Annotated in this window: 19 protein-coding genes and 1 pseudogene; 17 read left to right on the top strand and 3 right to left on the bottom strand. The window is 34.5% G+C overall.

Annotated elements, in window-relative coordinates:
• Positions 1–29: 29 nt before the first annotated feature.
• Positions 30–986, top strand: a complete 957-nt coding sequence (gene metF / locus DI487_RS04575; protein ID WP_109568613.1) for a methylenetetrahydrofolate reductase [NAD(P)H] — start codon at positions 30–32, stop codon at positions 984–986.
• A 75-nt stretch (positions 987–1,061) separates the two neighbouring features.
• Complete coding sequence (locus DI487_RS04570) at positions 1,062–1,451, top strand: tetratricopeptide repeat protein (RefSeq protein ID WP_170108170.1); 390 nt, start codon at positions 1,062–1,064, stop codon at positions 1,449–1,451.
• Between the two features lie 43 nt (positions 1,452–1,494).
• Here DI487_RS04570 and gldA read toward each other — a convergent pair whose 3' ends face one another.
• Positions 1,495–2,400 carry a gliding motility-associated ABC transporter ATP-binding subunit GldA gene (gldA, locus tag DI487_RS04565; protein WP_109570604.1) on the bottom strand — a complete coding sequence of 302 codons (906 nt, stop codon included), beginning with the start codon at positions 2,398–2,400 and terminating at the stop codon, positions 1,495–1,497.
• Positions 2,401–2,765: 365 nt separating this feature from the next.
• Between gldA and DI487_RS04560 the strand changes: the two genes are divergently transcribed.
• The 14 genes and pseudogenes from DI487_RS04560 to DI487_RS04495 all read left to right on the top strand — a co-directional run bounded on the left by DI487_RS04560 (position 2,766) and on the right by DI487_RS04495 (position 17,753).
• Positions 2,766–3,593 (top strand): prephenate dehydratase, encoded by an 828-nt coding sequence (locus DI487_RS04560; protein ID WP_109568611.1) that lies wholly within the window; start codon positions 2,766–2,768, stop codon positions 3,591–3,593.
• Positions 3,590–4,762 carry a pyridoxal phosphate-dependent aminotransferase gene (locus DI487_RS04555; RefSeq protein WP_109568610.1) on the top strand — a complete coding sequence of 391 codons (1,173 nt, stop codon included), beginning with the start codon at positions 3,590–3,592 and terminating at the stop codon, positions 4,760–4,762. Before DI487_RS04560 ends, DI487_RS04555 begins: the two co-directional genes overlap by 4 nt.
• A 3-nt stretch (positions 4,763–4,765) precedes the next feature.
• Positions 4,766–5,623 carry a prephenate dehydrogenase gene (locus DI487_RS04550; protein WP_109568609.1) on the top strand — a complete coding sequence of 286 codons (858 nt, stop codon included), beginning with the start codon at positions 4,766–4,768 and terminating at the stop codon, positions 5,621–5,623.
• 5 nt (positions 5,624–5,628) lie between these two features.
• Positions 5,629–6,711 (top strand): bifunctional 3-deoxy-7-phosphoheptulonate synthase/chorismate mutase type II, encoded by a 1,083-nt coding sequence (locus DI487_RS04545; RefSeq protein ID WP_109568608.1) that lies wholly within the window; start codon positions 5,629–5,631, stop codon positions 6,709–6,711.
• 108 nt (positions 6,712–6,819) lie between these two features.
• Positions 6,820–8,472 carry a hypothetical protein gene (locus tag DI487_RS04540; protein ID WP_109568607.1) on the top strand — a complete coding sequence of 551 codons (1,653 nt, stop codon included), beginning with the start codon at positions 6,820–6,822 and terminating at the stop codon, positions 8,470–8,472.
• Between the two features lie 71 nt (positions 8,473–8,543).
• Positions 8,544–9,530 (top strand): ribosome small subunit-dependent GTPase A, encoded by a 987-nt coding sequence (gene rsgA / locus DI487_RS04535; RefSeq protein ID WP_109568606.1) that lies wholly within the window; start codon positions 8,544–8,546, stop codon positions 9,528–9,530.
• A complete protein-coding gene (gene dtd, locus DI487_RS04530; RefSeq protein WP_109568605.1) occupies positions 9,527–9,979 on the top strand; it encodes a D-aminoacyl-tRNA deacylase in 453 nt (150 codons plus the stop codon). The genes rsgA and dtd overlap by 4 nt, the downstream gene beginning before the upstream one ends.
• Positions 9,980–9,987: 8 nt before the next feature.
• The gene (locus tag DI487_RS04525) at positions 9,988–11,895 is read left to right on the top strand and encodes a transglutaminase-like domain-containing protein (protein ID WP_109568604.1); all 1,908 of its coding nucleotides are present in this window, start codon (positions 9,988–9,990) and stop codon (positions 11,893–11,895) included.
• On the top strand, positions 11,892–13,658 hold the full coding sequence (locus DI487_RS04520; protein ID WP_109568603.1) for a DUF3857 domain-containing protein: 1,767 nt from the start codon (positions 11,892–11,894) through the stop codon (positions 13,656–13,658). Before DI487_RS04525 ends, DI487_RS04520 begins: the two co-directional genes overlap by 4 nt.
• Before the next feature lie 151 nt (positions 13,659–13,809).
• Positions 13,810–14,136: a nucleotide pyrophosphohydrolase gene (locus DI487_RS04515; RefSeq protein ID WP_109568602.1), complete on the top strand. Its 327-nt coding sequence runs from the start codon at positions 13,810–13,812 to the stop codon at positions 14,134–14,136.
• A 54-nt stretch (positions 14,137–14,190) separates the two neighbouring features.
• Positions 14,191–15,432 carry a 3-phosphoshikimate 1-carboxyvinyltransferase gene (locus DI487_RS04510; protein ID WP_109568601.1) on the top strand — a complete coding sequence of 414 codons (1,242 nt, stop codon included), beginning with the start codon at positions 14,191–14,193 and terminating at the stop codon, positions 15,430–15,432.
• 132 nt (positions 15,433–15,564) lie between these two features.
• Positions 15,565–16,613: pseudogene (gene queA, locus DI487_RS04505) on the top strand (tRNA preQ1(34) S-adenosylmethionine ribosyltransferase-isomerase QueA).
• Positions 16,614–16,669: 56 nt separating this feature from the next.
• Positions 16,670–17,302, top strand: coding sequence for a 7-carboxy-7-deazaguanine synthase QueE (locus tag DI487_RS04500; RefSeq protein ID WP_109568600.1), 633 nt, complete (start codon positions 16,670–16,672; stop codon positions 17,300–17,302).
• Positions 17,303–17,351: 49 nt separating this feature from the next.
• Positions 17,352–17,753 carry a DUF2059 domain-containing protein gene (locus DI487_RS04495; protein ID WP_109568599.1) on the top strand — a complete coding sequence of 134 codons (402 nt, stop codon included), beginning with the start codon at positions 17,352–17,354 and terminating at the stop codon, positions 17,751–17,753.
• Positions 17,754–17,808: 55 nt separating this feature from the next.
• On the opposite strand, the gene DI487_RS04490 is transcribed toward DI487_RS04495, so the two are convergent.
• Positions 17,809–18,699, bottom strand: coding sequence for a T9SS-dependent choice-of-anchor J family protein (locus DI487_RS04490; RefSeq protein WP_109568598.1), 891 nt, complete (start codon positions 18,697–18,699; stop codon positions 17,809–17,811).
• A 63-nt stretch (positions 18,700–18,762) separates the two neighbouring features.
• On the bottom strand, positions 18,763–19,467 hold the full coding sequence (locus tag DI487_RS04485) for a class I SAM-dependent methyltransferase (RefSeq protein ID WP_109568597.1): 705 nt from the start codon (positions 19,465–19,467) through the stop codon (positions 18,763–18,765).
• A gap of 70 nt (positions 19,468–19,537) precedes the next feature.
• Here DI487_RS04485 and DI487_RS04480 point away from each other — a divergent pair, with 70 nt between their 5' ends.
• Entirely contained in the window at positions 19,538–20,035 is a 498-nt protein-coding gene (locus DI487_RS04480; RefSeq protein ID WP_170108169.1) for a YkgJ family cysteine cluster protein, read from the top strand.
• The last annotated feature ends 4 nt before the right edge of the window (positions 20,036–20,039 follow it).

The raw sequence follows: 20,039 nt of genomic DNA, 5'->3' as shown, positions 1-20,039 counted from the left end.
CCCCTCTTTGGGAGGGAACGGGGAAGCTCATGAAAGTAACTGAACATATAAAAAACGCAAACGGAAAGACGTTGTTCTCTTTCGAAATTTTACCGCCTTTAAAAGGGCAAAATATCCAGTCGATATTTGACGGTATCGATCCGTTAATGGAGTTCAATCCTCCTTTTATTGATGTTACCTATCATCGGGAGGAATATGAATATAAAGAACTTCCGAATGGATTGTTGCAGAAAAAAATTGTAAAAAAGCGACCGGGAACCGTTGGCATTTGTGCTGCTATCCAGAATAAGTATCAGGTAGATGCTATTCCGCATATTTTATGCGGTGGATTTACTAAAGAAGATACTGAAAACTTCCTGATCGATTTAGATTTCTTAGGAATTGACAATGTAGTGGCACTTCGCGGAGATGCTGTAAAAAGCGAGATCTATTTTAAGCCTGAAAAAGAAGGACATCGGTATGCTTCTGAACTAGTGGAACAAATAGCTAACTTAAATAAGTCAGTTTATTTAGATGAAGATCTGAAGAATACCACTGCAACTGATTTTTGTATAGGTGTTGCCGGTTATCCGGAAAAACATATGGAAGCACCAAGTATGGATAGTGATATTCATTTCCTGAAACAAAAGATCAAAAACGGAGCTGATTATATCATTACCCAAATGTTTTTTGACAACCAGAAGTTTTTTGACTTTGTAAGTAAATGCAGAGCCGAAGGCATAACAGTACCTATTATTCCGGGATTAAAGCCTATTGCTACCAAAAAGCAATTGAACCTTATTCCGCATCGTTTTAAGGTGGATCTGCCCGATTGTTTGATTATGGAAGTAGTAAAGGCTAAAGATGATGAGGGCGTAAAACAAATAGGAATAGAGTGGAGTATTGAACAAAGCAAACAATTGATTGCAGCAGGAACACCGGTTTTACATTATTATTCTATGGGGAAAGCCGAAAATATTAAAAGAATAGCTTCAGCAGTCTTCTAAAATTTACTGTTTTTTTATTGAAGTTAGATAATTTTTTTCGTACCTTTAAAGGGATAATTCTAAATGATCCTACCTATGAAAAAGATTATCTTACTTCTATTCGTTGTATTTTCTTTACAATTTAGTTTTGCAAATCTTAATGATGCAGTTTTAAAACAAGCAAGAGATTATTACAAAAACGGAAATTACGAAAAAGCTTTAGAATTGTATAAAAGCTATAGTAAAGACGCTGATTTCTCAGATAAAAAAGATATTTATCTGGAAATGGCTAATTGTTATTATAAATTAGACGATACAAAAAAAGCAATAAAATGCCTGAAAACTGCTATTGCTAAATATGGATTAACAGAAGATGTATTTATTTACAGTGATCTTATTGATCCGGAATTTTCTAAATACGCTTTAGCTAAGGTATACGATGATTTAGATAAGTTGCAGCAAGAGTATATTGCAGCAAATAACTAAATCAATGTTGTTTTTTAGGTTGAAGAGGCATCCGGAATTTAATTTATTTTTTTCCGGATGTTTTTTCTCTGAAAATTTGTTCCAGATTTTTATTCTTAAGAGACAATTGTAAGATCTTAAAACCGTTTTGCTGAGCAAAATCAAATACGTTACCACGCATATCGCTAGTCGCTTCAAAAGTTAACTCCCAAACAGTATCCGATAAAGGTTTTTTGCGGATTAAAAAATCAAAAACCAATTGTTCAGCAGAAATAGCCAGATCAAACTCTACTTCTATAACTTGTTGCTGTGTTTGTTCTTTTACTAAAGAATTCAAGGTTTTGTCTTCAACTAAATTTCCTTTATTGATGATAATGATACGGTCGCAAATAGCTTCAACCTCTTGCATGATGTGTGTAGAAAGAAAAACCGTTTTATCTTTTCCGATGTTTTTAATCAATTCGCGAATCTCAACTAATTGATTCGGATCCAAACCTGTAGTAGGTTCGTCTAAAATCAAAACTTCCGGATCGTGTAATAAAGCACAGGCTAAACCTACACGCTGGCGATATCCTTTGGAAAGTTGGCCAATTTTTTTATGACTTTCAGGAGTTAGTCCGGTTAAGGCAATTACCTCGTCAATTCGTGATTTGTTTACCTTGTAAACGTCAGCATTAAAAGCCAAATATTCCCTGATATATAAATCCAGATACAACGGATTGTGTTCCGGTAAATAACCTACTGATTTCTGAACATCTTTAGCCTGAGTAATCACGTCAAAGCCATTTACTTCGGCTTTACCGCTATCTGCCGTTAAATAAGTAGTTAAAATTTTCATCAAAGTTGATTTTCCGGCTCCATTCGGTCCTAAAAAACCAACGATCTCTCCTTTTTTGACTGAAAAACTTATTGCATCAAGGGCTTTTTGTTCACCATAAGTTTTAGAAATATTCTCAACTACTATTGACATACGTGATCTTTCTTGTTTTAAACTGTAAAGATATTTAAAATTTTGTCGTAAAGATAAACAAAAACCCAAACCGGAACGAATCACATTATACAATGAATTTGTATTGAACAAAATTTAAAACTAAAACGATTTCGTAAAAAAATATTAAAAAATGTTTGGTGTTTAACAATTTTCATTAAATTAGCTGCATCAAACAAGACAAAATGTTGAATAATTTCTTTACATATTTTAACAGCTTTTATTATTTCTTTTTCTGGAGAGAAAAGGGATTGTTGTTATGTTATGTAAAAAAATGAACAGGTTAGTAAAAACATAAAAAAATATACAACAATCCCGGAGAGTTTCTTCGGGATTTTTTTTGATATATGGAAAACAAGATAGCAATACAGGGAATCAAAGGTTCTTTTCATCATCAGGTGGTTTTGGAATATTACAAGCAGGATTTGGCTATTGATGAATGTTTATCTTTTGAGGATTTAGTTGGGAGTTTGCTGAAAGAGAAAAGTACGCAGGCAGTTATGGCTATTGAAAATTCAATTGCCGGGTCGATCATTCCTAATTATGCTTTAATTGATAAGTATGATCTTCAGGTTATAGGCGAATATCATATTCCTATTCAGCAGAACCTGCTGGCTTTGTACGGGCAAGATTTAGAAGATATAAGAGAGGTGCATTCACACCCAATGGCGCTATTACAGTGTATGGATTTTTTACAGAAATATCCGCATATTAAATTAGTAGAAGATAAAGATACAGCCGAAACGGCACAAAGGATATCTAATCAAAAAATAACCGGAATTGCTGCGATAGGAAGTGAAGTGGCTGCTGAAATGTATCAGTTGGAAATACTGGCGCCTTCAATTCAAACGATAAAAAATAATATGACGCGTTTTGTGATCCTGTCTAAACAGAAAGTAGAAATTCCGCAAGCTGATATTAGTAAAGCATCTTTGAAATTTGAACTGGATCATAAAAGAGGAAGTCTGGCTGCCATATTGAACGTAATGAGTGATTGCAAGCTGAATTTAACAAAAATACAGTCAATGCCTATTATTGAGACACCTTTTAAGTATTCTTTTTTTGTGGATGTGACTTTTGAAGTATATAAAGACTATGAAAAGGCCAAATCAATTATTAAGATCATGGCTGAAAAATTTAAAATTTTAGGAGAATATAAAAATAACCCGATATGATAACTACAGCAAATAGATTGCAAACGGTACAGGAATACTACTTTTCCCGTAAGCTGAAAGAGGTCGCTCAGATGCTACAGGAAGGTAAACCTGTTATCAATTTAGGAATCGGGAGTCCGGATCTGGCTCCTGATGCATCTATCGTAGATGCAATAGTAGAGAGTATGACACATGAAAAGGCGCATCAGTATCAGAGTTATCAAGGCTTGCCGGAATTACGTCAGGGAATGAAAGCTTTTTATCAGAAATGGTATGAAGTAGCATTAGATCCGTCAACGGAGATTCTTCCGTTAATGGGCTCAAAAGAAGGGATTATGCATATTTCTATGGCTTTTTTAAATCCGGGAGATGAGGTTTTAGTACCTAATCCGGGATATCCGACCTATGCTTCGGTAACGCATTTAGTGGAAGCAAAATCTGTTTTTTACGATTTGTTACCAGAGAATAATTGGGAACCTGATTTTGAACGTTTAGAAAGATCAGATCTTTCAAAAGTAAAATTGATGTGGATTGGTTATCCGCACATGCCAACGGGTGCTAAAGGTAGTAAAGCACTTTTTGAGAAATTGGTCGCTTTTGCCCGAAAGCATCATATTATTTTGGTGAACGACAACCCTTATAGTTTTGTGTTAAACGACAGCCCGCAATCAATTTTAAGTGTTCCGGGAGCCAAAGAAGTGGCATTAGAATTAAATTCGTTGAGTAAAACCTTTAATATGGCCGGTTGGCGAATAGGAATGGTTTGTGGTAATGCAAAATTTATTGAAGCCATTCTGAAAGTAAAAAGCAATATGGATAGCGGAATGTTTTATGGGATTCAAAAAGGAGCCGTTGCCGCATTGGCATTGCCGGATAAATGGTTCGTACAATTGAATAAGATTTATGAGAACCGGCGAAAATTAGTTTTCAAGCTGGCAGATAAATTAGGATGTACCTATGATAAAAAAGCTGTAGGAATGTTTGTTTGGGCAAAACTGCCGGAAGGGCAGGATTCTGAAGTTTTTATAGATAAGGTATTGCATGAGAAGAACATTTTTATTACTCCGGGAACAATATTCGGAAGCAATGGTTCGGGGTTCATTCGTTTTTCTTTGTGTTCTAATGAACAGCAACTTGAAGAAGCTATCGACAGAATAAAATTATCATTAGATCTTAAAATAGCATTATAGTAGATGAAAATATATGTTATAGGAATCGGGTTGATTGGAGGATCGTTAGCCAAAGATTTTAAAAAACAGTTGGATAATGTAACGGTTTTTGGTGTTGATTTGAATGAAGCTCATCTGAATACAGCTTTGGAATTAGGAGTTGTAGATCAAAAAGCAACACTAAAAGACGTAGTGCATGCTGATTGTGTGATCGTTTCGGTTCCGGTAGATGTAAGTGCTGTTATATTGGAACAAGTTTTGGATCTGGTTAAAGGAGATACCTTGGTTTTTGATGTAGGTTCTACTAAATATACTATTTGTGAAAAAGTCAAGAACCACTCTAACAGGCGTAACTTTTTAGCAGCACATCCTATTGCCGGAACAGAGTTCTCTGGACCAGAAGCAGCATTGGAAGGGTTGTTTGACGGAAAAACCAATATCATTTGTGAAGTTGAAAAAACAGCATTTAAGTTGCAAGAACGAGCTTTGGACATGTTCAATAAAATAGGAATGCGCATCCGATACATGGATCCGGTGGCACATGACAAGCACATCGCTTATGTTTCACATTTGTCGCATATCAGTTCCTTTATGTTAGGGAAAACGGTAATTGAAAAAGAACAGAATGAACGCGATATTTTTGATTTGGCAGGAAGTGGATTTGAAAGTACCGTTCGTTTAGCGAAAAGTTCGCCTGCCATGTGGACGCCTATTTTTAAACAAAATAAACAATTTGTTTTAGAATCCTTAAAAGAGTACATAGATAATTTAAGTAATTTCAAAGCTTTGTTAGAGGATGATTCTTTTGAGAAAGTTTATGACGAAATGCAAAATACCAATAGAATAAAAGAAATATTAAACGGAATAAGTATTAAAAAATAAGAGTTATGGAAAATAAAAAAGAAATGAGAACATGGTTAGACGAATTCAAATTAGATCATCCGTTAGTGATCGCCGGACCATGTAGTGCTGAAACAGAAGATCAGGTGTTAAAAATTGCACATGAATTGAAAGACTCAGATGTTTCTGTTTTCAGAGCCGGAATCTGGAAACCGAGAACGCGTCCGGGTGGATTTGAAGGTGTTGGGGCTATCGGATTAAAGTGGTTACAAAAAGCAAAAGCAGAAACCGGACTTTTAATGGCGACTGAAGTAGCAACGGCGGCTCACGTTCAGTTAGCACTGGAGCATGATATTGATGTGTTGTGGATTGGTGCTCGTACAACGGTAAACCCATTTGCCGTTCAGGAAGTTGCAGATGCTTTACGCGGAACCGATAAAATTGTATTGGTAAAGAATCCGGTAAATCCTGATTTAGCCTTATGGATTGGTGGATTAGAACGTTTGTATAATGCTGATATTAAAAAGTTGGGTGTAATTCACCGCGGTTTTTCAACATATGAAAAAACAAAATACCGCAACAATCCGGAATGGCAGATTGCCATTGAATTGCAAAATCGTTTTCCTGATTTGCCGTTAATCTGTGATCCTTCACATATTACAGGAAAAAGAGATATGATTCAGGATGTTTCACAACAAGCGTTAGATCTGAATTTCGACGGATTGATTATTGAAACACATATTGATCCCGATAACGCATGGAGTGATGCCGCTCAGCAAGTGACACCAACTGCTTTAAAACAAATTTTTAAAGATTTAAAAGTTCGTAAGGAAACCGACGAAGCAGACGATTACAATTCAAGATTAGCTAAATTAAGAGCCCAAATCGACGAGTATGACGAAAAAATATTAGAAATTTTGGGAGGGCGAATGAAAATTGCAGATCAGATCGGTGGACTGAAAAAGGAAAAGAATGTGGCTATTTTGCAAAATAAACGTTGGAATGAAGTTTTAGGGAAAATGATCTTAGATGGAGAAAATAAAGGTTTAAGCGAAGAATTCGTATTGCGAATATTTAAGGCAATTCATCAGGAAAGTATTAATCATCAAGAAAAAGTTTATAAAAAATAAAGATTTCGTAATAAATGATTTTCAATGAAAAACGATGAAAAAAACGCTCTTAATAATTTGTTAAATATATCCATTTTTTTGTAATATCGCGGCTTAAAAATTTATAAGATGAGAAAAATCTACCAGTTTTTACTGCTGCTTATTTTGACTGTTCCTGCGATAGGTCAAAATAAAATTGACAAAATTAACCTTACGTACGGAGAAGAATTACCGGATGACGGGAAAAAAATTGTTAAGATTGTTGGTGAAACAGCCAATAAAATTTACGCATTAGCTATTAAAGGAAAAGATCAATTCTTTATTAAAACCTTTGATTCGGCATCGATGAAAATCCTTTCTTCTAATGAGATTGTTATTCCTACAATGTCTGATAAAGATGTAGATTTTGAAGAGATCTTCATGTTAAATGGGAAGTTATATGTTATTGGAAGTGTTTACAATAGAAAAGAGAAGATCTTTAATTTAACAGCGACACAAGTTTCTGAAAAAGGGATATTAGATAAAAATTCAACTGTTTTATTTGATGCAGAAGTTGCAAAAAAATCAAAAAGGGGAGATTTTTATTTTAAATTATCTCCGGATGACAGTACCTTGTTAATTATGCACACTTCCGAATTCCCTAAAGAAGATGCAATAAAATATGACGTTAAGCTTTTTGATGAAAATTTAAAAATGCTTTTCTCTAATGTAGAAAAAGTAAACTTTGATGACTCTAAAAAAGATTATGAGTTTACTATTTCTGATTTTGAAGTGAATTTTCAAAATGATGCCTTTTTAGTAATTAATGAGAGTTACAGAGATTCAAAAAAGAAAGAGCAAATAGAAAAATTTGAAATACATACTTTTAAGGCACAGGATAACTATGCTAAAGAAGTAGTGAAAATAGATATTAAAGACAAAGAAATTATAAACTGTTCTTTACTATCTACCAATAAAAATACATTAAAAGTTGTTGGTTTTTATTCAAGCGTTAGAGATAACGGAAAGGCAAATAAAGAGTTGAAAGGAGTTTATAACGGAACGATCAACCTGGCTACAAATCAAGTAGAAAGTGTGAAATTTAATGAGTTTGATTATGAAACTAAAGTAAAATTGATCGGAGAGCGAAGAGCAAAGAAAGGAAAAGATGTAAAACCATTATACAATATTACTACGATAATAGAGAAAAACGATGGTGGTTTAATTGTCCTTTCTGAATACCAGTTAGTTGTGGTTGGAAGATCTTCGGGAATAGGACCTTTAGCACTTACTCCTATAACATATACTAAAAATGAGATTATCGTAACTTCTTTAAAGCCGGATGGTTCTCTTGACTGGAGTAATGTAATACCGAAAGAACAACAAGCTTCTGTTAGTGTAATGTCAATAGGATTAGGAGTTAGTAGTTCTAGTGGTTCGTTTACAGTTGGGGGCTCTATTCAGATCCCGATTGCACAAATGGGTAAAGGTCCGGAATATTTAGGAGCAATTCCTATTTATAAAAATGGTGTTCTGAATGTTTTGATCAATGATAATGTAAAAAACAAAGGTATTACAGATATTGAAGAGATTAAATCATTAGGAAATTATAACAAAGCTGTTCCGGCTCTATTTGTTTTTGATGACAACGGAAATATTTCCCGTAAAGATCCTGAAGAAGTAATTAAAAACGAATTAGTTTTAAGACCAGGAGTGTATTACAGAAAATCAGCTAAAGAATTCATTGTTTACTCATCCAGAAAGAAAAAAGATAAGTTAGGAAGAATGATTCTTGAAGATTAAAAGTAAAAAGGAGAAGTAATTATAAACTTCTCCTTTTTTATAAATTCAAAATTCAATAGTATATTTGTTTCATGACAGGAACCGTGTATAAATCTACTGGCAGTTGGTATGTAGTAAAAACCGAAGAGGGAGAGACGTATAATTGCCGTATAAAAGGGAAATTCAGAATCAAAGGTATTAAAAGTACCAATCCTATTGCGGTAGGAGACAGGGTAGATTTTGATGCGGATACTTCAGCAGATGAAGTTTTCGGAGTGATTCATCATATCCATGACCGAAAAAATTACATTATCCGTAAATCGGTTAATCTTTCCAAACAGACTCATATCATAGCATCAAATATTGATATTGCTTTTTTACTGGTTACCATAAACAATCCTGTAACTACAACCAGTTTTATAGATCGTTTTCTAGTAGCTGCCGAAGCTTACGGAATTGAAACAGTCCTTGTTTTTAATAAGATTGATACGCTGGATGAAACAGCGTTAGAGGAACAACTTTATTTGCAGGCTGTTTATTCAGATATCGGATACCAATGTTTGCGAGTTTCAGCAAGAGAAGGAAAAGGAATAACAGAATTAAAGGAATTAATGAAAGGAAGGGTGTCTATGTTTTCAGGACACTCAGGTGTGGGGAAATCTACATTAGTTAATGCAATAGAACCTGAGTTGAACTTAAAAACGGCTGAAATATCAGAACAACACCAACAAGGGCAGCATACCACAACATTTGCTGAAATGTATGATTTGAGTTTCGGAGCTAAAATTATTGATACACCCGGAATTCGCGGTTTTGGAATGGTGGATATGGAACCGGAAGAAATAGGAGATTATTTTCCGGAGTTCTTTGCCTTAAAAGAACATTGTAAGTTCAACAATTGCCTGCATAAAGAAGAACCTAAATGTGCGGTGAAAGAAGCTTTAGAAAAAGACGAAATTGCATGGTCTCGTTACCAAAGCTATTTACAAATATTAGAAGGAGATGATGAAACATATCGCAATGATATTTATGGAATGAAAAATAATAATACAAACGCAAACGTTCTGAATAAAAAATGAGAGTAGTCATTCAAAGGACCTTAGAAGCATCTGTAACAATAGAAGGGGAAAAAGTAGCCAAGATCAATAAAGGCTTACTGGTTCTTGTAGGAATAGAGGATTCGGATAATAAGGAAGACATAGACTGGCTGGCATCAAAAATAGTGAACTTAAGGATATTTGCAGATGAAAACGGAGTGATGAATAATTCCGTTAAAGAGGCTGAAGGTGATCTTATCATTGTGAGCCAGTTTACTTTGCATGCATTAACAAAAAAGGGGAATCGCCCGAGTTATAGTAAAGCAGCCAAACCGGATTTTGCAATCCCGATGTATGAAGAATTTGTAGCAAAGGTAAAGAAAGAATTGGGCAAGGAAGTACAAACCGGTCGTTTCGGTGCTGATATGAAAGTTGCTTTAGTGAATGACGGCCCGGTCACTATTTTAATGGATAGTAAAAACAGAGAGTAAATTTAACCATGAAAAAATATTTAAGATTACTACTTTTTTTATGCTACTCAGCAATAGCATTTTCTCAAGAAAGTTTTATAGCATTTTACCCTAAAGATGTATATGAAAAAGCAAATGCAGTAATCAAAGACTACAAACTCAATCTGGAAATTACAGATTATAATAAGTTTAAATTAAATAAGTACAGAGTCATTACAGTATTTAATAAACAAGGACTAAATTGCTTGGATACGTATGAGTTCTTTAGTAAGTCAACAGTTGTCAGAGATGTTGAAATTACCGTTTTTAATGCTTTGGGTAAAGAAATAAAAAAAATCCGTAAAAAAGATTTTGAAGAGAATTCAGTGAGTCAAGGATCTGTAATAACGGATAACAGGGTGCTTTATTTTGACTATGTACCCACGGAATATCCTTTTACAATAGTTTATAAAAGTGAAATAGTTTCCGATAATACCGCTTTCTTACCTTCGTGGATGCCAATAAGTGATTATAACATGAGTTTAATACATTCTGAGTTTGAAATAAAATACAACAAAGAATTGAATCTGAACTACAAAATATTAGATCCTGAAACCAAAATAACAGATCATTCAATAAAAGTAGAAGACGAACAAGACCTGTTGAGATTTAGCTTGGATAGTGTTAACGCAGTTCAGAAAGAGCGATATGCACCAAGCATGTATAAAGTTTTTCCCAAAGTGATGATTGGTTTGGAAGAATTTGAACTGGAAGGAATAAAAGGAACGGCTAAAAGCTGGGAAGAATTCGGGAATTGGATGTATACCTATTTATTGGCAGATACGGAAGAAATTCCGGAAGAGACAATTCAGAAAATTGCAAATCTGATTAAAGACGAAAAAGACAATTTAAAGAAAGCGAAGATCATTTACAACTATGTCCAGAATAATACTCGTTATGTAAGTATTCAATTAGGAATAGGAGGCTGGAAACCGATGAAAGCTGCTGAGGTTGATAAATTAGGATATGGTGATTGTAAAGCATTGACAAATTATACCAGAAGTTTATTAAAAGCATTTGATATTCCGTCATATTATACGATTGTTTACGGCGATCGGGCGAAAAGAGATTTAGTTGAAGACTTTGTGTCTGTTCAAGGAAACCATGTGATTCTCGGAATACCAGACAAAGAGGATATAATATGGCTGGAATGTACAAGTCAGGATATTCCGTTTGGCTTTCAAGGAAATTTTACAGATGACAGAAAAGTTTTGATTGTTGATAAGGACAAATCAAAGATTGTAAGAACTAAAACATACGAAGCCGAAACAAACAGGCAGATAACTACCGGGTCTTATAAAATAACAGAAAGCGGAACTATGACTTCAAAGATCACCATAGAATCTTCGGGGTTAGATTATTTAGTGTATAGAGAGCTTTATACTGCTCCTGAAAGAGATAAAAAAGACCATTACTTAAATACGTATAGCTATCTTAAAAACCTGAATATTCAATCATTAAATCTGATAAATGATAAGGAGGCCGTTCTTTTTAAAGAAGAGATAGCTATGGAGTCTGTGAATTATGTCGAAAAATACGGTGACGATTTGATATTTCACTATAATGCATTTAACAGAATGCAGAAAAACTCCCGAAAGGATCCCGACCGCTTATTACCATTTGAGATAGAAAGAGGTTACTATGAAGAAGACCGTATCGATATTCTTTTACCTGAAGGCTATACAGTAAGTGAATTGCCATCAGAGATCAGTATTCGTTCTGAGTTCGGAGAATACGATTTAAGTTTTCAGTTAAAGTCTGAAAATACAGTAAGTTATATCAGAAAACTGACCCTTAAGAAAGGGAAGTATCAAAATGATCGGTTTGATGAATACCAAAAATTTATAGGAAAGATTATAAAAGGAGACAACATAAAGATTCTAATTAATAAAAAATGATAAAATATCTATTCATTCTAATCGGATTAATGGGCTATTCTCAGGATTACGAGCTAGGAGAAGTTACCGTTGAAGAATTAAGCCGGAAAAATCACCTTACAGATTCTACCGCATCGGCATCTTATATGTTTAAAAAAGGATTGACAGAGTTTATCCTTTATCGGGAAGGAAATTGGGAAATAGTAACAAAAGTAGAGGTTAAGATAAAAATTTATAAAAAAGAAGGTCTGGACTTTGCTAATCAGGAAATTCTTTATTTTTCAGGACATAACAGTGAAAGGATAAACATCACGGAAGCTAACACTTATAACTTAGTAGATGGAAAAGTTGTAAAGACTAAAGTTAGGTCAGATAGTGAATTTAAAGAAGAGATTAACGATAGATGGAGTAAAAAAAAGTTAGCTTTTCCGGATGTTAAAGTAGGTTCAATCATAGAATATAGTTATAAGATCACCTCACCCTATATAAGCAATTTTGATGATTGGTATTTTCAATATGATATTCCGGTCGATTTTGTAGAGTATATGGTCTACATTCCGGAGTTCTTTAGTTACAGAACGTTAATGACAGGATATGAAAATATTGCATTAGAAGAAAAGACGGTTAGGTCGACAGATTTTAATAAGCTAAAGCATACATATACAGGAAAAAATATTCCGGCAATAAAAGAAGAAAAATTCGTTAGAAATATTGATAATTATACGTCAAAGATCAGTTTTGAGTTGGCCAGAATCAGTTACCCGAATCAGGCACCGAAAGAAGTGGCAACAACCTGGAAGTCTGTTGTAAAAACTATTTACGATGAAATCAGGTTCGGAAAAGAGATCAAACAGAAAAGATATTTTGAAGAAGATTTAGAAGCCATAATAAAAGGCTTGAGTGAAGATGAAAAATTAGAAGCAATATTTAAGTTTGTTCAAAATAGAATGAACTGGAATGAAAAGAACGGATACCTTGTAGACAACGGAGTCAAAAAAGCATATAAAGAAAAAATAGGAAATGTAGCAGATATTAATTTAATGTTAGTAGCCATGCTTCAGTATGCAGGATTTGATGCTAATCCGGTACTTTTAAGTACCAGAAGTAACGGAATTGCATTATTTCCCAGTAGATTTGCTTTTAACTATGTCATTGCAGGAGTTCAAAAGGGAGATGAGGTGATTCTACTGGATGCTACCAATAAAAACACGGAACAAAACATCATCCCGATCAAAGCAATTAACTGGTTCGGAAGACTCATAAGAGCAAACGGAACGATGGAAGATATCGTTTTAGAAAGTAATATGAGGTCAATTCAGGCGAGTACTCTCATGGTAGAGATGGACGAAGAAGGAACCATAAAAGGAAAATACAGAGAACAATTAACAAATTATGAAGCATTTGTTTTTGCCGAAAGATTTGCGGATAAAGCTGAAGATGTAGTTCGGAAAAATACCGAAAATGAGTATGATAATATCGAAATATCTGAATTTGAAGTTAATGATGACAAACCAAAGAATGTAATTGTTAATTTTGAATTAGAAAGTTCAAACCTCGTAGATCAAATAGGAAATAAAATGTATTTATCACCTATGATGTTCCTGAAAATGGATGAAAACCCATTTAAGGATAGTGAAAGAAAATTTCCGATAGAGGTCAATTACCCATTTAAGGAAAATTATAATATAGTGATTAAGTTACCGGAAGGATTTGAAATAGAATATTTGCCGGAGGCCGTAAGTTATGTGACTGAAGGGGAGAAATTTTATTTACCTATCAAATAGCAAACCCAACCCCTAATAGTATCCAAATGGTATCAACATTAGAATTCAGGTCTTCTATTGTTCCGGTACATAATTACCAGTCTTTGAAAACATTTTTTGATGAATTGTTAAAAAAGACCGATGAGAAAATAGTTTTAAAACAAAAAATATAATGGATATAAAAAACGCACAGCAAGAAGTTGATAATTGGATCAAAGAACATGGTGTACGCTATTTTAATGAATTGACCAATATGGCTCAATTAACAGAAGAAGTAGGAGAAGTAGCCCGTATCATTGCTCGTCGTTATGGAGAGCAAAGCGAAAAAGAAAGTGATAAAAATAAAGATTTAGGAGAAGAACTGGCAGATGTTGTTTTTGTGGTATTGTGTTTAGCTAATCAAACCGGAGTAGATTTACAAGCGGCTTTTGATAAAAAAATGGATGTAAAAACCAAACGCGATCACGATCGTCATCACAATAACGAAAAACTGAAATAGTTTTCAGTTTAAACCTATTAGTTTGTTATTCCGTAGGAATCTCATAAAAGAACAATGAATTTACATTTAGAAAAGGCAAAGGTCAATAATCAAAAGTCAGAAGTCAGAATAACGGGTTCTAAATCCGAAACGAATCGTTTGTTATTGCTGCAAGCGTTGTATCCGCACTTGACTATTGATAATGTTTCCAATTCAGATGATTCAGAAGTAATGCAAAAAGCTTTAAAAGGATTGTCTGAAAAAGAGAGAACTGTTGATGTCCACCACGCAGGAACTGCCATGCGTTTTTTAACAGCTTTTTTTGCAGTCCAAGATGGAAAAGAAGTACTATTGACCGGCTCTTCCCGAATGAAAGAACGCCCGATTAAAATTCTGGTCGAAGCTTTACGACAATTAGGCGCCGAAATCTCATACGAAGAAAAGGAAGGCTATCCGCCAATTAAAATAAAAGGAAGAAAATTGAGCGAATCACAAGTTGCACTTCCGGCAAATGTAAGCAGTCAGTATATTTCTGCATTGCTACTTATTGCATCTAAATTAGAAAATGGACTTGAGCTGACTTTAGAAGGAGAGATTACTTCGATTCCCTATATTAAAATGACTTTGGCTCTTTTAGACGAGATCGGTGTAAAAACTTCTTTTAAAAACAATATAATTTCGGTTGGTCATGCTGAGCTTGTCAAAGCATCCCGACTAACCGTAGAATCCGATTGGAGTTCGGCCTCTTACTGGTATTCTATTGTGGCATTGTCAGAGATCGGAACCCGGATTACCTTGTCCAGTTACAAGAAGAACAGTTTACAAGGAGATTCAGCTTTGGCTCAGATCTATGAAGATTTCGGAGTGCAAACTGTTTTCAGTGAAAATCACTCGATCGTACTTGAAAAAGTAAAAAACGATCAACAAGCAAAGGTTAGTTATCAACTTAATAATTGTCCGGACATTGCCCAGACCATAGCCGTTACTTGTTTCGGTTTAGGAGTAGCTTGTGATTTGTATGGATTGCATACCTTGAAAATTAAAGAAACGGATCGTTTGGAGGCGTTAAATGCTGAACTAAGTAAATTAGGAGCGGAGATATCCGTTACAAATGAATCGTTACACTTAAAAACAACAATGGAGATTAATAAAAATATAGCTATAAAGACTTATCAGGATCATAGAATGGCTATGGCTTTTGCGCCTTTAGCACTTAAGGTTCCGCTTATCATTGAAGAAGCAGAAGTGGTAAGCAAATCCTATCCCGACTTTTGGAGCGATTTGAAAGCTGTAGGGTTTCAAATGGATAGAATATAACAATTAAGCTGTTTTTCAAAAATAAATCTTAATTTACTTGACAACCCCTACTTTGCAGTAGTATATTTGCAACCGTTTTGGATTTTAGCCTAATAAGCTGAATTCTAATTTTCTAATTTCTAAAATTTAAGCATGAAATTATCTAATTTTAATTTTAATTTACCAGCTGAATTATTAGCTGAATTCCCGTCAGAGAACAGAGATGAGTCCCGTTTGATGGTTGTACACAGAAAAACAGGGAAATTGAACATAAAATGTTCAAAGATATCATTGATTATTTTGATGATGGTGATGTTATGGTTTTAAACAATACAAAAGTATTTCCGGCTCGTTTATATGGAAACAAAGAAAAAACAGGAGCTCGTATAGAAGTATTTTTGTTGAGAGAGCTAAATGCAGAACAACGTTTGTGGGATGTTTTAGTAGATCCGGCTCGTAAAATTAGAATTGGGAATAAATTATATTTCGGGGATGACGATTCTCTTGTAGCAGAAGTTATCGATAATACAACGTCAAGAGGTAGAACCTTACGTTTTTTATATGACGGTTCTTATGAAGAATTCCGCCAAAAACTAATTGATCTGGGAGAAACCCCGATTCCTAAATATATTAACAGAGATGTTACTCCGGAAGATGCGGATCGTTACCAGACAATTTATGCAAAAGAAGAAGGAGCTGTAGCAGCACCGACTGCCGGGTTGCATTTTTCTAAACATCTAATGAAACGTTTAGAGATCAAAGGAATTAATTTTGCTGAAATTACACTACATGTCGGCTTAGGAACTTTTAATCCGGTTGAAGTGGAAGACTTGTCAAAACACAAAATGGACTCTGAAGAGATGTTCATTTCACAAGCAGCCTGTGATGTTGTAAATTCAGCAAAAGCAGCAAAAAAGAAAGTTTGTTGTATCGGAACAACTTCTATGCGTGCTATGGAAAGCTCTGTTTCATCAATGAAAACATTAAATCCTTATGTAGGATGGACCAATAAATTTATCTATCCTCCTTACGATTTTAGTATAGCAGATTGTATGGTAACCAATTTCCATACACCGAAATCTACTTTGTTAATGATGATCTCAGCTTTTTGCGGACATGATTTGATGAAAAAAGCATACGAAGAAGCGATTAAAGAAAAATACCGTTTCTATTCTTACGGAGATGCAATGCTAATCATATAATAAAGAGTCCCGACATAAGTTGGGATTTTTTATCCTCTTAAGTTAAAAAAATAAAAATGCTCAGTAAAGAAATTCAGTTAGCAGTAGATAAAGGAGAAATGCTTCCCTTAATGGAAGAGTTCTATACCATTCAGGGAGAAGGATTTCATACCGGAAGAGCGGCCTATTTCATAAGGATAGGTGGCTGTGACGTAGGTTGTCATTGGTGTGATGTTAAAGAAAGCTGGAATGCAGATCTGCATCCGCCCACAACAACGGATGATATTGTGAAGAATGCTAAAGAACTTGCGGAAACGGTAGTCGTAACAGGAGGAGAACCTTTGACTTGGGATATGTCCGTTTTAACAGCAAAGTTAAAAGCAGAAGGATTACGAGTACATATTGAAACTTCCGGTGCTTATCCGGTTACGGGAGAATGGGATTGGTTTTGTTTGTCACCCAAAAAAACAAAGTTACCCGTTCAGCAAGCCTATGAATGTGCGCATGAATTAAAAATGATCGTACACAATAAACATGATTTTCAATTTGCTGAAGAACAAGCCGCAAAAGTAAATCCGAATGCTATTTTGTTCTTACAGCCGGAATGGAGCCGAAAAGAAGAAATGACTCCGCTTATTATAGATTACGTAATGCAGCATCCGAAATGGAGAATTTCTTTACAAACTCATAAATATTTGAATATTCCATAGTGAAATTCTACGTGTTTTCTATATTTGTATAAATTATAAATCATAAAAAATGAAAAAAGTTATTTTAGTTGCTTTCTTAGTATTGTCTGGGGCAGTGACATTTGCTCAAGATGGTTTTAAAGCAGATGTGTTAAAAGTAATTGAAAAATCAGGAGCTGCAGGACCAATGGCTGCCGCAAAAGAGCAAATCATGGCTAGTATTCCTGAAGCTAATAAAGAAGCATTCTCTAAAGATTTTGATGCTACTTTACCATCATTATACGAAAAAATGGCAAAAGTATATATGGAAACATATACCCACGATGACATTAAAGCAATGTTGAAATTCTATGAAACTCCTGTTGGAAAGAAAATGGCTGAAAAAGCAGGCGAATTATATAAAAAGAATATGGCTGCCGGTCAGGAATGGGGAATGGAATTACAGGGATTAATGATGAAATATATGCAATAATCTGCTGATTTTTTAAGTTATAAAAGCCCCGTAGTACGGGGCTTTTTTTATTTTACTAATATTTGAGAATCTTTGTTTGACTTTTTTCGGATTCGGTATATACATTTAGCAGATACATACCGGATTGTAAGTCGGTAATATCGATATGGATAGCCATAGCATTTGTTTTCTGACTTGAAACAATTCGTCCATTAATATCTATAAGCTCAAACTTTTCGATTGAAGATGAGCTACTTTCAAGTTGAATGAAATTTGTTGCTGGGTTAGGGTAGACTTTAAAATTCTGAGTGAAAAAGTTTTCAGTAGAAAGTGGACGGTCTACAGAAAAAGAATCTACACCAATATAATCTGAATTAGTTCCGCTTGGTCCGCCGTCAGTCACATAATATCTAAACGCAATTTTGCAATCAGTTGCACTGCTCAATCCGCTAATAGTAGCAGTATATAAGGTCCAGGTACTCGGATAACCACTTGTCGTTAAGGAAGGGTTGATATCAATAAGAGTAGTGGTAAAACTTCCTACATCAGTTGGTCCCCCGGATGGGATGGTTGTGCTGTTTCCGGTAGTACTTAAAAGTATTTGCAACCTATCGGGATAAGCAGGAGAACTCACTGTTCTGGTATAAAAAGAAATAATATCGCCATTTTGTAATGACAATGTAGGCGTGATTAGCCAATTACTGATATCGCCAGTGCCAACACTGTTATAGTTACAGGCAACATAAGAGTCCGCTGCTCCTGAATAAGAATCAAAAGGACCGCTATTGCCTATATTGTTTCCTTGAAACCAGTTTGGATTCGTACCGGTTGTTGAACTCTGATTAGTTTGTGTCCACCCGCTTAATGTGGTAATATCGTCAAAACCTTCAGATATTAGATTCGTTTGGGCATTAAGAGCGGTTAACCCGCTTGTTAATAATAAAGAAAGGAGTAGAATTTTTTTCATAAAATTTGATTTATAATTAGACAATGTTATAAATATATGAAAAAAATAATTTAAAATGTTGTTTTAGTGTATCTTGGCTAAATAATCATAATGTTCGCCTTCTAAAACCAGTTCGCATTGCGATCCATTTGCGTGAACAGCATTTTGTAATGTGTTATAGTCAATATACATCCAGTTAAAAGAGTCTTCTTTTTCTCCCTTATATTGGATGTCAAAAATGACTTCGCCATAATAATCCACATCAGTGGGTATCCATTTTCCTCCGTCCTCATCTTCGTCAAACATATAGATAATGTCTGATGAGTCAACTAAAATTTGGCCTCCTTTATTCAAAAGCGATTTCAGTTTTTGAAGGAACTTTGAAATGTTCTTTAATTTTCCGCACATTCCCGCACCATTCATAAGTAAAAGGATGGTGTCGAATTTTTCGTTTTCTAATGTCATTACATCCTGAACTTTGGCTTTTTTCAATCCGCGCAATTGGCAAGCTTTAATAGCATTGGGAGAAATGTCAATTGATGTTACATCAAGTTTTCGTTCGTTTTGTAAATACAAGCTATGACTTCCGGCACCACAGCCTACATCGAGTATTCTGCCATTTGCCATTTGCAATGCTTTTTGTTCTATTCGGGGCATTTCATCATAATTTCTGAAAAGATAAGCCACGCTCATTTCGTCAGCTTCACTTATTGAGGTTTCTGTGATTAAATCTTCAGGCTCGTTCTGAGTTTGATAATCCAAAATGGCTTTTCCGAATAGATCTTTCATTGTATATAATTAATGTTTTTATTTGTTAGTACGAAATGAGTAATTTTGTGTTCTTAAAAAGTAAACTAAATTGACACATCCGCAAATCGATATATTGCCGAAACTTGCCAAAGATAAGCATAACGAAAGCAAAAAGTATTTTGACAAGCTAAAAAAGAAACCACCTAAGAATTTAGATTATGTGATGCAAGATCTACATGAAGCTGAATTCAAACGGACGGATTGTTTAGAGTGTGCAAATTGTTGCAAAACAACAGGACCTTTGTTTACTGCTGCTGATATTGAGCGAATAGCAAAATTCTTGAAATTGAAACCGCAACAATTCATTGAACAGTACCTTCGGATAGATGAAGATAATGATTATGTATTGCAATCATTACCATGTACTTTTTTAGATCATGATAATAAATGCTTTATTTATGACGTGCGCCCGAAAGCCTGTAGAGAATTTCCGCATACCGACAGAAAAAAGTTTTATCAGATAGCAAACCTGACATTAAAAAATGTTGCCATTTGCCCTGCAGCTTATAATATAGTGGAAGAAATGAAAAAGAAATTACCCATGTAAACAA

Origin of the sequence: Flavobacterium sediminis (assembly GCF_003148385.1) — a bacterium.
GTDB classification, from domain to species: Bacteria; Bacteroidota; Bacteroidia; order Flavobacteriales; family Flavobacteriaceae; genus Flavobacterium; species Flavobacterium sediminis.
Note: the sequence above shows the minus strand (reverse complement) of the source record. Positions and strands in the feature narration are given on the sequence as shown.